At 65.1% G+C, this 12752-nt stretch carries 13 protein-coding genes; 4 read left to right on the top strand and 9 right to left on the bottom strand.

The window, feature by feature from the left end; translation table 11 throughout:
- Positions 1 to 80: 80 nt before the first annotated feature.
- The 4 genes from clpS to LCM4576_RS16505 form a co-directional block, all read right to left on the bottom strand.
- Positions 81 to 386, bottom strand: a complete 306-nt coding sequence (gene clpS / locus LCM4576_RS16520) for an ATP-dependent Clp protease adapter ClpS (RefSeq protein WP_071033119.1) — start codon at positions 384 to 386, stop codon at positions 81 to 83.
- 131 nt (positions 387 to 517) lie between these two features.
- Positions 518 to 832 carry a hypothetical protein gene (locus LCM4576_RS16515; RefSeq protein WP_071033118.1) on the bottom strand — a complete coding sequence of 105 codons (315 nt, stop codon included), beginning with the start codon at positions 830 to 832 and terminating at the stop codon, positions 518 to 520.
- Between the two features lie 149 nt (positions 833 to 981).
- Positions 982 to 1221, bottom strand: coding sequence for a hypothetical protein (locus LCM4576_RS16510; RefSeq protein ID WP_071033117.1), 240 nt, complete (start codon positions 1219 to 1221; stop codon positions 982 to 984).
- 37 nt (positions 1222 to 1258) lie between these two features.
- Positions 1259 to 1564: a hypothetical protein gene (locus tag LCM4576_RS16505; RefSeq protein WP_040989724.1), complete on the bottom strand. Its 306-nt coding sequence runs from the start codon at positions 1562 to 1564 to the stop codon at positions 1259 to 1261.
- A gap of 238 nt (positions 1565 to 1802) precedes the next feature.
- Here LCM4576_RS16505 and LCM4576_RS16500 point away from each other — a divergent pair, with 238 nt between their 5' ends.
- The 3 genes from LCM4576_RS16500 (at position 1803) to LCM4576_RS16490 (ending at position 4395) form a co-directional block, all read left to right on the top strand.
- Positions 1803 to 2519: a response regulator gene (locus tag LCM4576_RS16500; RefSeq protein ID WP_071033116.1), complete on the top strand. Its 717-nt coding sequence runs from the start codon at positions 1803 to 1805 to the stop codon at positions 2517 to 2519.
- Positions 2516 to 3925 carry an ATP-binding protein gene (locus LCM4576_RS16495; protein WP_071033115.1) on the top strand — a complete coding sequence of 470 codons (1410 nt, stop codon included), beginning with the start codon at positions 2516 to 2518 and terminating at the stop codon, positions 3923 to 3925. The genes LCM4576_RS16500 and LCM4576_RS16495 overlap by 4 nt, the downstream gene beginning before the upstream one ends.
- A 95-nt stretch (positions 3926 to 4020) precedes the next feature.
- On the top strand, positions 4021 to 4395 hold the full coding sequence (locus tag LCM4576_RS16490) for a YciI family protein (protein WP_071033114.1): 375 nt from the start codon (positions 4021 to 4023) through the stop codon (positions 4393 to 4395).
- Between the two features lie 123 nt (positions 4396 to 4518).
- Here LCM4576_RS16490 and LCM4576_RS16485 read toward each other — a convergent pair whose 3' ends face one another.
- The gene (locus tag LCM4576_RS16485; protein WP_071033113.1) at positions 4519 to 6000 is read right to left on the bottom strand and encodes a pyridoxal-dependent decarboxylase; all 1482 of its coding nucleotides are present in this window, start codon (positions 5998 to 6000) and stop codon (positions 4519 to 4521) included.
- Positions 6001 to 6084: 84 nt separating this feature from the next.
- The gene (locus tag LCM4576_RS16480; protein WP_040989733.1) at positions 6085 to 7170 is read right to left on the bottom strand and encodes a PLP-dependent cysteine synthase family protein; all 1086 of its coding nucleotides are present in this window, start codon (positions 7168 to 7170) and stop codon (positions 6085 to 6087) included.
- 171 nt (positions 7171 to 7341) lie between these two features.
- On the opposite strand from LCM4576_RS16480, the gene LCM4576_RS16475 reads away from it, so the two are divergent.
- Positions 7342 to 9408 carry a transcriptional regulator gene (locus tag LCM4576_RS16475; RefSeq protein ID WP_116397943.1) on the top strand — a complete coding sequence of 689 codons (2067 nt, stop codon included), beginning with the start codon at positions 7342 to 7344 and terminating at the stop codon, positions 9406 to 9408.
- A 13-nt stretch (positions 9409 to 9421) separates the two neighbouring features.
- Here LCM4576_RS16475 and LCM4576_RS16470 read toward each other — a convergent pair whose 3' ends face one another.
- From LCM4576_RS16470 to choW, 3 genes are all read right to left on the bottom strand, one after another.
- Complete coding sequence (locus LCM4576_RS16470) at positions 9422 to 10459, bottom strand: MBL fold metallo-hydrolase (RefSeq protein ID WP_071033111.1); 1038 nt, start codon at positions 10457 to 10459, stop codon at positions 9422 to 9424.
- A gap of 214 nt (positions 10460 to 10673) precedes the next feature.
- Positions 10674 to 11855 (bottom strand): choline ABC transporter ATP-binding protein, encoded by a 1182-nt coding sequence (gene choV, locus LCM4576_RS16465; protein ID WP_040989735.1) that lies wholly within the window; start codon positions 11853 to 11855, stop codon positions 10674 to 10676.
- Complete coding sequence (gene choW / locus LCM4576_RS16460) at positions 11852 to 12706, bottom strand: choline ABC transporter permease subunit (protein ID WP_040989738.1); 855 nt, start codon at positions 12704 to 12706, stop codon at positions 11852 to 11854. The genes choV and choW overlap by 4 nt, the downstream gene beginning before the upstream one ends.
- Positions 12707 to 12752: the final 46 nt, after the last annotated feature.

Genomic DNA, 12752 nt, shown 5'->3' with positions numbered 1-12752 from the left:
CTCTCCCGATCAGATGAGCCTCGACTATGTCTAACTTTCCCCGGACAGCCCTGCCCTTGTGGGAGAAGGGGGAAGTGCCTCTACTCTTCCGGCTCGGTCGTGAACAGCAGCGGATAGCCCTTGGCCTTGCCGGCATCGGTCGCGCGCGCCGCTTTGGTCTCGGCGACGTCGCGCGTGAACACGGCGACCACGCAGACGCCGCGCGTATGCGCGGTGATCATGACGCGGTGCGCCTGATCCTCGCTGAGCTTGAACTCGCCCTTGAGCACCGTCACCACGAATTCGCGCGGCGTGAAATCGTCGTTGACGAGGATGACCTTGTAGAGCTTCGGCCGCTCGGTTTTCGGCTGCGTCTTGGTGCGGGGTTTGAGCACGGTTTCGAGCATCGGAATCCACCAGCGACGAACTGGGTTCTCGTTTCACTTTGTCACGCAGGAACGCGCACGTCCATTTGCCTCGCGCGACGGCAACGGGGCCAAGGTGATGAAAACCTATGTGGGGAAGCGTCGCCTGCCGGTCAACGCCCCTGCCGCCCGGCCGTGCGCGACCTGCCGGGGCCACCCGATCCGCGCTCGAGCAGCGCGAAGAGCATCCAGGCAGCAAAGCCGATCATCGTCGCGCCGGTCAGCACGAGCAGAATCCAGGACTGCGCCGGGGTAATGTAGTCGAAGCTTGAGGAGATCAGCGGAGCGAACAGCTCGGGCTCGGTCCTGCCGCTGGCGGGATCCGGCACGGGGCTTGCGGTAAAGATGATCAACGATCGCGCGGCCGCGGTGACGATCAGGCCGCCGAGTGCCAGCCAACGCATCAGGGACGAACACCGCTTCTTCATGCGGATTGTCCTACAGCACCGGCATTGCAATCAGGTTAAGGGTCGCGCCAGGCGCGGCGGAAGCTGCCGGTTGGGAGGCTTCCGTCGCGCGTAAGCCGCTCCAGCCGAAATGGCCGGAACGGCTTTGCAAGATGATGCCGAAGCCTGGATCAGGTCTTCGGGGCGTCCTTCTTGTCGGTCTTCTTGACGACCTTCTTGGTCGCAGCCTTCTTGTGCTTCTTGGCGGTCTTCTTGACGACTTTCTTCGCCGTGCTGTCGGCCGGAGCGGTCGTGCTGGTCGCGGTCGAAGCAGCCGGAGCGGTCGTCGTCGTCTGGGCGTTGCCAAGAGTCGGCATCGCGAAGGCGAGAGCAACACCGAGGCCGAGGGCGGAGAGGAGGGACTTCTTCATGGCTTCATTTCCTTTTTCTTGCAGATCTGGATGAGCGTCACTGAACGGGATCGATCGGTGTCACTCCAAGCAGCTTCAAAGCGTTTGCGAGCATCCGGATTCCCTGTGCCTGCTTCTTGTTGGCGCAGAACCGGTTTCCCTTTCTTTGCAGTGCTTTCGCCGCGGTGACCTGCGTTGCCGCGGCATGGGTTTCGAGGGCTTCGTCAACCTGACGGCTCAGATTGGTGCAGCGCTCGGTCCGGGTGAGCGGCGGCGCGACCTTTGCAGTGGAGGCGCCGGCCGCGGCTGTGATGAGCGACATGCTGAGCAAAGCACCCATCACGCTGATCCAGAACCTCTGCATTGATCTCGTCCGTTACTCCGGAAACTTGCGCCGCAGCCGATGACCTGACCGCCACGGCACCGGTTATGACCTTGAAATTTTTCACCAGTTTTTCCCGACTGTAGAATTTTGTTTCTGGATTGTTTCTGGGGAACTCGCCCGGCCCGGCGATCGCGGCCACTGGCCAAGATGTGGCCCGAATTCTATCGTGTGAGAGATTGCCGAAGGGACGCCCGGCTAACAGAATCATAGGTTTCGAGTGAAATCGGACGCACACATACTGATCGTCGACGACGACAAGGGCATACGCGACCTGTTGCAGGAATTCTTCCAGAAGCGCGGCCTGCACACGACGGTTGCCGGCGACGGCACCGAGATGGAAGCGGTCCTGCGCCGCACGCCGGTGGACCTGATCGTTCTCGACGTGATGCTGCCCGRCAAAAGCGGCCTCGAGCTTTGCCGCGAGATCCGCGCCAACTACACGACGCCGATCATCATGCTGACCGCGGTCACCGAAACGACCGATCGCGTGGTGGGCCTGGAAATGGGCGCCGACGATTACGTGCCCAAGCCCTTCGATCCGCGCGAGCTTCTGGCCCGCATACGCGCGGTGCTCAGACGCAACGGCAGCGCCGAGCCGCGCCGCCCGGCCGCCAAGCAGATCTATCACTTTGCCGGTTGGACGATGGACTGCGCGCGGCGCCGCCTGACGGCGCCGGACGACGTCCGGGTGGAGCTGACGATGGCCGAGTTCAACCTGCTGCAGACCTTCGTCAAGAGCGCCCAGCGCGTACTTACCCGCGAGCAGCTGATCGAGCTTTCCGGCGGCGACACCGGCTACAGCTTCGACCGCAGCGTCGACATCCTGGTGAGCCGCCTGCGCCGCAAGATGGAAGACGACCCGAAGACGCCCAAGCTGATCCTGACCGTGCGCAGCGGCGGCTATCAGTTCCTGCCCGAGACCACGTCCGAATGAGACGCTTCCTGCCGCAGACCCTGCCAGTCTGGGTACTGCTCATCGTCATTGCCGGCCTCATGATCAGCCAGGTGGCGACGCTTTACATCGTGGCGCGCGACCGCGCCGCCGCCAACAGTATCGTCGATCTCTACCGGTTGAACGACCGCGCCTACTCGCTGGTGCAGCTGATGCATGACGCCACGCCCGAAGAGCGCAAGGCGACCGCGTCGGGCCTGTTCAACTCGACCTATGCGCTGACGGTCTCGGACACGCCCGCCGTCACCTCTTCGATCGCCGGCGACGACCAGCTGGCGGAGCTGGAGGACATCCTGGTCGGCCGCCTGTCGAAATTCGGCATCACCGACGCGCGCGTGCGGCGCGATCCCGCCACCCAGGAGTCCGATGTCCCGGACGGCCAGGCGGTGAACAAGGATGTCGGCCAGGTCGAGCGTGATCTCCTGGTCCTCGGCGCGGATTTCGCGCAGAGCGACAAGCTGACGGCCTCGCTGCGCTTTTCCGATGGGCAATGGCTGAATTTCACCGAGCCGATCACGCCTCCGGGGCCGATCCTCAGCGTCGACAGCTTGCCGCTCTACTCGCTGATTGCCGGCTTGATCGTGGTGATGTCGATATGGTCGCTGCGCCGCCTGACCGCGCCCTACCGGATGATGGAAACCGCGGTGAAGCGCATCGGAAATGATCTCAAGAGCCCGCCGATCGCCGAGAGCGGCAGCCGCGAGATCCGCGCCGCGGCGAAGGCGATCAACGCCATGCAGATGCGGCTGCGCGACTATGTCGAGGATCGCGAGCACCTCGCGGCGGCGCTGGCGCACGACCTGCGCACGCCGCTGACGCGCATGCGCCTGCGCCTCGAACTGTTGCGCAAGTCGCCGGCGCGCGAGGCGCTCGCGCACGACCTCGCCGACATCGAAAGCATCGCCAGCTCCGTCATCGACTTCGCCAAGTTCGAGGTGACCGAGGAAAAGGCCGAGCGGATCGATTTCTGGTCGCTGGTGGAATCGGTGGCGGACTCCTTCGACGGCGCGTGCTTCGACGAGGACGTGGTCCCTTCGCGCGGCCTCATCTGCATCGCGCGGCCGGTGGCGCTGCGCCGTTGCGTCACCAATCTCATCCAGAACGCCGTGACCTACGGCAAGAAGGCGCATCTCGGCGTGCGGCGATCGGGCGACACGATCACGCTGTCGATCCGCGACGAAGGCCCCGGCATCCCGCAGGCGAAGCTGGATGCCGTGTTCGGCTCCTTCGTGCGGCTGGAGGGTTCGCGCAACCGCGCCACCGGCGGCCTCGGCCTCGGCCTCACCATCGCCCGCAACATCGCGCGCGGCGCCGGCGGGGAGGTCAATCTTTCGAACCATCCCGGCGGGGGCCTTTTGACGGAGTTGAGGCTGCCGGTGGCAGCTTGAGTCAGCAGGCGGTCGTCCCGCCGCATTGCGCCACTGGATCGGCCGCCTCTTCCTTGTGATAGTGCGGCCCGCTTGGTCACGAGGGAAATCCACCCATGTTCTACGCCGTCCTTKCCTATCACGTGGAAGACACCGTGCAGTCCTGGACGCCCGGCGAGGACGCGGCGCTGATGAAAGACCTGCTCGAGGTCAACGACAGGCTGACCCGCGAGGGCAAGCTCGGGCCGGCGGCCCGGCTTGACGCGACGGCCAAGGCCGTGACGCTGCGCGGTCCGGGCGACGGCATGGTCATTGACGGTCCCTTCGCCGAGACCAAGGAACAGTTGCTCGGCCTCTATGTCCTCGATTGCGCGAACCAGGACGAAGCGATCGCCGCCGCGCGCGATCTCAAGCGCGTCAACCCGACCGCCGTCTACGAGATCCGGCCGATCATGCTCTATCTGCCGGGCGCGCCGCTGGCGGCCGGTTGAAATACGCCTAAAGCATGTCTCCCGAAAGTGGGAACCGGTTTCGGGATATAGACATGCGTAAAATCAAACCTAAAGCGCATGGAGCGAATCTGAAAGATCGCGACGCGCTTTAGGTCGCGTGTTTCACATTGGCGCCGCGGCGGCCGCGGTTTCCCGTCCCAACCGAAGCATCTCCGTGACCAGCAGGTCGAGATCGTCGCGCCGCGTGCGGTGATTGGCGATGGCCACTCTCAGGCAATGCCGGCCGTGYACGGTGGTGTCGGACAGAGYCGCGATGCCATCMTCCTGGAGTCTCAGCATGATCTCGGTGTTGAACGCCTTGAGCTTTTCCTCCGACGCACCATCCACCCGGTGGCGGAAGCTGACGATGTTGATGGTGGTCGGCGCCATCAGCTCGAACGACGGCTCCGCCTCGATCCGCCGGGTGAGGTGGCGCGCCTGGGCGATGTTCTGGTCGATCAGCCGGCCGAACTTTTCGACGCCGTGCTCCTTCAGCGCCATCCAGATCTTCAACGCGCGGAAGCCACGCGACGTCTGCAGCCCGTAATCGTGCAGCCACGCTCCGGAAGCCAGGCCTCGCGGTGTCGATTCCAGATATTCCGGCGTGACGRCAAAGGTGTTGCGGTGCGCCGATGCGTCCCGCACCAGCGCGCAGCCGGCCTCGAACGGCGCATGCAGCCATTTGTGCGGATCGAGCGCGATCGAATCCGCCTGTTCGATGCCGGCGACGAGCGATCGGCTCTCGGGCGCGATCGCGATCAGCGCGCCGATGCAGCCGTCGACATGGAACCAGAGGTCTTCTTCGGCCGCCACTTTCGCCAGCGCCCGCAGGTCGTCGACGGCGCCGGTGTTGACGGTGCCGGCGGTGCCGATCACGCAGGCGGGCTTGAACCCCGCCTCGCGATCTTCCGCGATTGCCGCCTTGAGCGCGACGATGTCGATGCGCAGACCGGCATCGGTCGGGATCCGCCGCAGCGCCCGATTGCCGAGGCCGAGCGCCTCCATAGCTTTGCGGTGGCAGGAATGGACCTGGTCCGAGGCGTAGTAGCGCAACGGCTTCGGCATGGCGCCGACGCCACGTTCGCGCACGTCGACGCCCGCCTTGACGTTGCGCGCCACGGTCAGGCCGATGATGTTGGCCATCGAGCCGCCGCTGACCAGCGTGCCGCCGGCCGAGGCAGGGAAACCCACCATCTCCTTCATCCAGTTGACCACCTGGCTGTCCATCAACCCGGCGGCATGGTTGCCGCCGCCGAGATTGGAACCCTGGATCGCGGCCAGGAAGTCGCCGAGCGCGCCGGTGAAGTTGCTGGCCCCCATATACCAGGACCAGAAACGCGGATGGATGTTGCCCATCGGATAAGGCATGACGTTGCGGACGACATCGTCATAGACGTCGGCCACCGGCGCCGGCGACCGCGGCAACGGCGCCGAGAAGAATGAACGCACCTCGGCCGGCATCTCTCGCCAGACAGGACGTTCGCGGACATTCTTGAGATAGGCGATGGCATCGTCGAGGACCTGGTGCGAGAGCGCTCCCATCTCGGTCCAATTCGGCGGATCGAGCGTTTCGTCCGTGGTCGCCGTCTCCTGAAAGCTGTCCATCCGTATCTCTCCCGCCGGCATGTGGGTGATCATGTGCAAGAATGGCGACGCCGCCCTTTGAAGGCGGCGTCGCGGTATCTGTCCTCAGGCTTCGAACTGACAACTTGGCGTCGAGCGCGACAGCGCTGTTTCCTCGGCGTCCATCTCGGCTTCGATGCCGTCGAAAAGCGGCGTCGACATGTAGCGCTCACCGGTGTCGGGCAGCATGCACAGGATGACCGAACCGGCCGGCGCGGTGCCCGCGATCTGCCGCGCGACGGCGAAGGTGGCGCCACCGGAGATGCCGGTGAAGATGCCTTCCTGCTGCGCCAGCGCTTTCGCCCATTTGATGCCTTCGGGGCCAGGGATCGGCACCACCTGGTCATAGTAGCGCTGGTCGATCGCCTCCTGCAGCACGTTGGGGATGAAGTCCGGCGTCCAGCCCTGGATCGGATGTGGCTCGAAAGCTGGGTGGCTGGCAGCCGGCGCGCCGCCGGCGCCGCGCTCCTGCCCCTTGCCGCTGCCGACCAGTTGGGCGTTCGCCGGCTCGGCGAGCACTATTCTGACCTCCGGCCGCTCGCGGCGCAGCACGCGGCCGACCCCGGCGACCGTGCCGCCGGTGCCGTAGCCGGTGACCAGATAATCCAGCCTGGAGCCGGCGAAATCATTGATGATCTCGCGCGCCGTCGTCGCCTCGTGGATGGCGGCATTGGCCTCGGTCTCGAACTGGCGCGCCAAGAACCAGCCGTTCGCCTCGGCGAGCTCGACCGCCTTCTTGTACATGCCGAAGCCCTTCTGGGCGCGCGGCGTCAGCACCACCTTGGCGCCTAGCATGCGCATCAGCTTGCGGCGCTCGATGGAGAAGCTGTCGGCCATCGTCACCACCAGCGGATAGCCTTTCTGCGCGCAGACCATGGCAAGGCCGATGCCGGTGTTGCCGCTCGTCGCCTCGACCACGGTCTGGCCGGGCTTGAGCTTGCCGCTGCGCTCGCCTTCCTCGATGATGTTGAGCGCCAGCCGGTCCTTTACCGAGGCCGCAGGATTGAAGAACTCGGCCTTCACATAGATCGTCGCGTGACCCGGCCCGAGATTGTTGATGCGGATGACCGGCGTGTCGCCGACCGTGTCGAGAATGCTGTCGAACAGCCTGCCGCGCCCGGCCGTGGTCCTGATCTTCAACTGATGCAACATGGGGCTTTCTCCTCGAATCTCACATGCCGGTTACAAACCGGCGGATTGGGCGGCGCGGTTTCGACACCTTGCCGCGTTAGGTTGCTTGATCTGCCGCAAAATGCGGCAACGGCGGCGTTCCGGCGCGGAATGGGGCCGCCGGCTGCCTCCTGTCATCTTTGGTGATAGACTATGGACCAATTGGCCAGCGTTGGAGAAAGCGTGGAAACATACGTGGAATCCACCCGATCGAGGCTGAACGACCGTGTTGGCCTGTCCGTAAGGCTGCTCGGACAACTGACGATTGCTCGCGACGGAGTGCCGGTTACCTTGCCCTCGTCGCGCAAGCTGCGCGCGCTGCTGGCCTATCTGGCGCTGGCGCCTCACCCTGTCAGCCGCAGCCGGCTTTGCGAACTACTCTGGGACGTGCCCAACGATCCGCGCGGCGAGCTTCGCTGGTGCCTGAGCAAGCTGCGCGCCGCGCTGGACGAACCGGCCTTGCGCCGGATCGAGACCGAGGGCGACACCGTGGCGCTTCGCCTCGGCGGTGCGAACGTCGATGCCGTCGAGGCGGCCGCCGCGGTGGCGGAAGGGATCGAGACGCTTGGCCTCGACCGTCTGCGGACGCTTGCGCAACTGTTCGCCGGCGACTTTCTCGACGGCCTGGAGCTCGATCGCAGCCCGCATTTCGGCAGCTGGCTGACGGCGCAGCGCCGCCGATTCGGCGCATGCCATGTTGCCGTCCTTGAGCACATCATCGGTCTTGTCCCGCAGGGGGCYGATGAAGCCGGCGCCTATATCGACAAATGGCTGGAGCTTGCGCCGTTCGACGGCCGCGCGCATGTGGCGCTGCTGGAAAACCTGGCCCGGCGCGGGCAGTTCGGCGCTGGCGAGGAACATCTTGCCACGGCGGCGGAGCTGTTCCACTCCGAAGAGCTTGATTTCACGCCGTTGCGCGAAGCCTGGCAGGAGATAAGGGCCCGCAACGCCGGCGCAACGCCATGCGCCCGGTCCGGGCCGTCTTTCCCGATATCGGATTCGCCGATCGCCGCGATCGAGTCCGAACCCACGGCGACGCGCCGGGCCTCGCTCGCTGTGATGCCGTTTGCGGAGAGCGCCGGCGGCGGCTTCCGCGGCGGCCTGGCCGACGGCCTCACGCACGACATCATCACGCGGCTTGCCAAGCTTCGCGATTTTTTCGTCATCGCCCGCGGCTCGGTCTTCGCGCTCGCCGACAAGAACATCGCGCCGGAAGACGCCGGACGCCGGCTGAATGTCGACTATGTCGCGACGGGCTCGGTGCGGGCTCTGCCGGGCCGGTTTGTCATCTCGGTCGAGCTTGCCGAGGTCCGCACGGCAAGGATCGTCTGGGCCGAGACCTTCGAGCACAAGCCCGACGACATCTTCATCGTCATCGAGGATATCGGCAACAGCATCGTCTCTTCCATCGCCGCCGAGATCGCGACGGTGGAGCGCAACCGCGCATTGCTGAAGGCGCCTAACTCGCTCAATGCCTGGGAGGCTTATCACCGCGGCCTCTGGCACATGTATCGCTTTACCCGCCAGGAAAACGAGCTGGCGCAGYATTTCTTCGGCGAAGCGCTGAAGCTCGATCCCACTTTCGCGCGCGCCTATGCCGGCATGTCCTTCACCCACTGGCAGAATGCTTTCCAGCGCTGGGGCGACCGCGATCGCGAAACCACGCYTGCTTTCGAAAGCGCCGGCCAGAGCCTCTTGGTCGACGACCRCAACCCTGCTGCCCACTGGGCGATGGGCCGCGCGCTATGGCTGCGCGGCGAACAGGACGGCGCGCTGCTGGAACTGGCGAGCGCCGTCGACCTCAGCCCCAATTTCGCGCTCGGCCACTATGCGCTGTCCTTCGTCCATTCCCAGTCGGGCGACCCACTGTCGGCGATCGGCTCATCCGACCATTCGCGTCACCTCAGCCCCTTCGATCCGCTGCTGTTCGGCATGATGGGCGCGCGCGCCATGGCGCATGCAAGGCTGGGCGAATTCGAAGCGGCGGCCGAATGGGCGCTGAAGGCGGCCGCAAGGCCAAACGCCCATGTCATCATCCTGGCGATCGCCGCCCATTGCCTGGCGCTGGCCGGCCGGCAGGACGAAGCGCGCACCTTCGCCGCCGCGATCCGCAACACGCTCCCGAACTATCGCGCTGACGATTTCATCGCCACGTTTCGCTTCGATAGGGACGGAGAAACCCTGTTCCGGAAGGGCGCCAAGCTGATCGGGCTGAATTGAATCCAGCCGGTTGCTAGTGGGATAGCGGCCCGCTGGCTTTCCGCCAGGCGTCGATGCCRCCCTGGATGTGGCGGGCGCTCGAAATCCCGACATCCTGCGCCGCTTGCACCGCCATCGCCGAGCGCTCGCCGAAGGCGCAGTAGAACAGGAGCTGTTTGCTGGTCGATTTCGCCAGCTCGTGCAGCATGCCGCCGGCGGCGATGTTCTCCTGCAGCCGCGCATAGGGCAGATGGATTGCGCCTGGGATGACGCCGTGGCGCTCGCGTTCGGACTGCTCGCGCAGGTCGATCAACGCCACGTCGGGCCGCCCGACCAGGGCCAGCGCCTGCTCTGCGCTCACCGCCCAGCCGCGGGCGGCGATGTCGTCCTGATGCAGTCCGACCCGCATGTTCGCCGGCACGGCCACGTCCATCATTTTCGGGTTGGACAGGTTGAGATTGTTCATGATGTTCACATACTCGTCGACCGACTTCACCTGCAGGCGCGGGTTGAAGGCCTTTTCCTCGCCGATCGTCGACACGGTCTCGCCCTTGTAGTCATGCGCCGGGAAGATCAGCGTCTCGTCGGGCAGCTTGAGCAGGCGGCCGAAGATCGATTCATACTGCTGGCGCGGATCGCCGTTCTGGAAATCGGTGCGGCCGGTGCCGCGGATGAGCAGCGTGTCGCCGGTGAAGACCCGGTCGGGCAGGACGAAGCTGTAGGAATCGTCGGTATGGCCGGGCGTGTAGACGACGTCGAGCGCCAGCCCTTCGATGCCGAGCTTGTCGCCGTCGGCAAGCCGCATCGACACCACGTCGGCCTTGGTCTGCTCGCCCATCACGGTGACGCAATGCGTCCTGTCGCGCAGCGCGCCGAGGYCGGTGATGTGGTCGGCATGAAGATGCGTGTCCACCGCCTTGACCAGCCTGAGATCGAGCTCGTTGACGAGCTGCAGATAGCGCTCGACCTTCTCCAGCACTGGATCGATGATCAGCGCCTCACCGCCCCTGCGGCTGGYGAGCAGGTAGGAGTAGGTGCCCGAAACGGAATCGAAGAGCTGACGGAAGATCATCGTCGCATACCCCGCTGYGTTTCCGCACCGCGCGGGTGCCATCCGCGCGATCGCAGCAATACCCTACCGCATTGAGGCGCGGAATCGGAATGGATTTCGAAAAAAATATGGGCCGGAAGCCTGCCATTCCCCATAGCGAGGAATCACAAGCTTCAAAGGCCGGCGCGAGGTCTTGTCGGGCAACACCCTCAGAAGCTTTTGTCCGCGAGGAAGCCTACCGCCTCAGCACGGCGCTCAGCACGTCCCTGATGCCGATCGCGCCGACGAAGCGCGAGCCCTCGTCGAACAGCGCCACCGGCGCCGTCTGCGAGCGATGCATGGCGAGCATCACCGTTTTCAGCGGCGTGCCGGGATTGGCCCAGAACACCTGCGCCCCTTCCTCCGGCTGGCGCTCGACATCGGCGCAGGACACCCATACCGCCGGCTTGCCGTCGCGTTCGGCTGCCGCAACCAGGCCATGCTCGTCGATCTTGAAGCGCGTCGTCTTGCGCCGGTCGAGCCACACCCAGCCATTGTCGCCCTGCTCCAGATCGCGGCGGTCCCGCATCACGTTCCACGCGGTCAGCACCGACAGCGGGTTCACATTGGCGATGAAGTCGCGGACATAGTCGTTGGCGGGCCGCAGAACGATGTCTTCCGGCGCGCCGGTCTGGACGATGCGGCCGCCCTCCATGATCGTGATGTGGCTGCCGATCTTCAGCGCCTCCTCGAGATCGTGGCTGACGAAGATGATGGTCTTCTTCAACTCGGCCTGCAGTTGCAGCAGTTCGTCCTGCAGCTTGGTGCGGATCAGCGGGTCGAGCGCCGAGAACGGCTCGTCCATCAGAAGGATCGGCGCCTCRGTGGCGAAAGCCCGGGCGAGGCCGACGCGCTGCTGCATACCGCCCGAAAGCTCATGGGCGTATTTCTTCGACCACTGGTCGAGATGGACGAGCTGCAGCTGCTTCTGCACCCGCGCCTTGCGCTCGGCTTCTGGCACGCCGGCAAGCTCGAGGCCAAAGCCGACATTTTCCTCGACCGTGCGCCAGGGCAGCAGGCCGAACTGCTGGAACACCATGGCCACCTGCTTCTGCCGCAGCCGCCGCAAGGTCGCCTCGTCGCAGGTGACGACATCGACGGTGCGGTCACCGTCCTTGACCAGCACCTGGCCGCGCGACACGACGTTGAGCCGGTTGACGGCCCGAAGCAGGGTCGACTTGCCGGAGCCGGACAGCCCCATCAGCACCGAGATCTCGCCTTCATGCACGGTGAGGCTGGCGCCAGCGCATCCCAGCACATTGCCGGTCTTTTCGAGGATTTCGGCACGCGTGGCGCCCTGGTCGATCATCGCCAGCGAACCTGCCTGATCGGCGCCGAAGACGATGTCCACGTTCTTGAAATCAACCGCGACGGTCATTTCTTGCCTCCAACGCCGATGCGGGTCATGCGGTCGAGCACGATGGCGAGCACGACGATGGCGAGGCCCGCCTCAAGCCCGAGATCGATGCGGCGCGAGCCGAGCGCGCGGTTGATTTCCGTGCCGAGGCCGCCGGCGCCGATCAGCGCGGCGAACACCACCATCGACAGCGACAGCATGATCGATTGCGTCAGGCCCGCCATGATGGTCGGCAGCGCCGAGGGCAGCTCCACCTTCCACAGAAGCTGGCGCTTGGTGGCGCCGAAGGCTTCGCCCGCCTCGATGATCGCCTTGGGCACCGAGACGACGCCGAGATGGGTGAGCCGCACGGCCGTCGGGATGACGAAGATGATGGTGACGATCAGGCCGGGCGCGTTGCCGAGCCCGAACAGGGTGAGCACCGGGATCAGGTAGACGAAGGTCGGCAGCGTCTGCATCAGGTCGAGCACCGGCAGCATGACGCGGTAGACCTTCGGCTTGTGCGCGGCCCAGATGCCGAGCGGCACGCCGATCGCCATCGCCATCGCGGCGGCGGCAACGACCAGCACCAGCGTCTGCACCGTCTGTTTCCACAGATTCTGGTTGATGATGAAGATCAGGCCGAGGAAGACGCCGATGGCGAGCGGACGCGAACGCTGCAAAAACCACGCGATGATCGCGATGACCAGCGCCAAGAGCACCGGCGGCACCATCAGCAACAGGTCCACCGCCCCGTCGAGGATGAAATTCAGCCCGTTTGAGAAGGCCCGGAAGATGGTGTCGAAATTGTCGGTCAGGAAGCTGAAGAAGGCCTTGCCCCATGGCCCGATCGGGATCTTGTAGTCGGTCAGGAATTTAGAAATCGGATCCATCTTTCCCCTCTCGGCTTCGCCGCGCTTGCCGCACGGTCATCCTCTC

This window comes from Mesorhizobium sp. LCM 4576 (genome assembly GCF_001854815.1).
Taxonomy (GTDB): Bacteria; Pseudomonadota; Alphaproteobacteria; order Rhizobiales; family Rhizobiaceae; genus Mesorhizobium; species Mesorhizobium plurifarium.
Note: the sequence above shows the minus strand (reverse complement) of the source record. Positions and strands in the feature narration are given on the sequence as shown.

Bases quoted from the DNA above. Each gene is read 5' to 3' on its own strand.
- clpS (WP_071033119.1), bottom strand. From the start codon at position 386: ATGCTCGAAACCGTGCTCAAACCCCGCACCAAGACGCAGCCGAAAACC.
- LCM4576_RS16515 (WP_071033118.1), bottom strand. From the start codon at position 832: ATGAAGAAGCGGTGTTCGTCCCTGATGCGTTGGCTGGCACTCGGCGGC.
- LCM4576_RS16510 (WP_071033117.1), bottom strand. From the start codon at position 1,221: ATGAAGAAGTCCCTCCTCTCCGCCCTCGGCCTCGGTGTTGCTCTCGCC.
- LCM4576_RS16505 (WP_040989724.1), bottom strand. From the start codon at position 1,564: ATGCAGAGGTTCTGGATCAGCGTGATGGGTGCTTTGCTCAGCATGTCG.
- LCM4576_RS16495 (WP_071033115.1), top strand. From the start codon at position 2,516: ATGAGACGCTTCCTGCCGCAGACCCTGCCAGTCTGGGTACTGCTCATC.
- LCM4576_RS16480 (WP_040989733.1), bottom strand. From the start codon at position 7,170: ATGTTGCATCAGTTGAAGATCAGGACCACGGCCGGGCGCGGCAGGCTG.
- choW (WP_040989738.1), bottom strand. From the start codon at position 12,706: ATGGATCCGATTTCTAAATTCCTGACCGACTACAAGATCCCGATCGGG.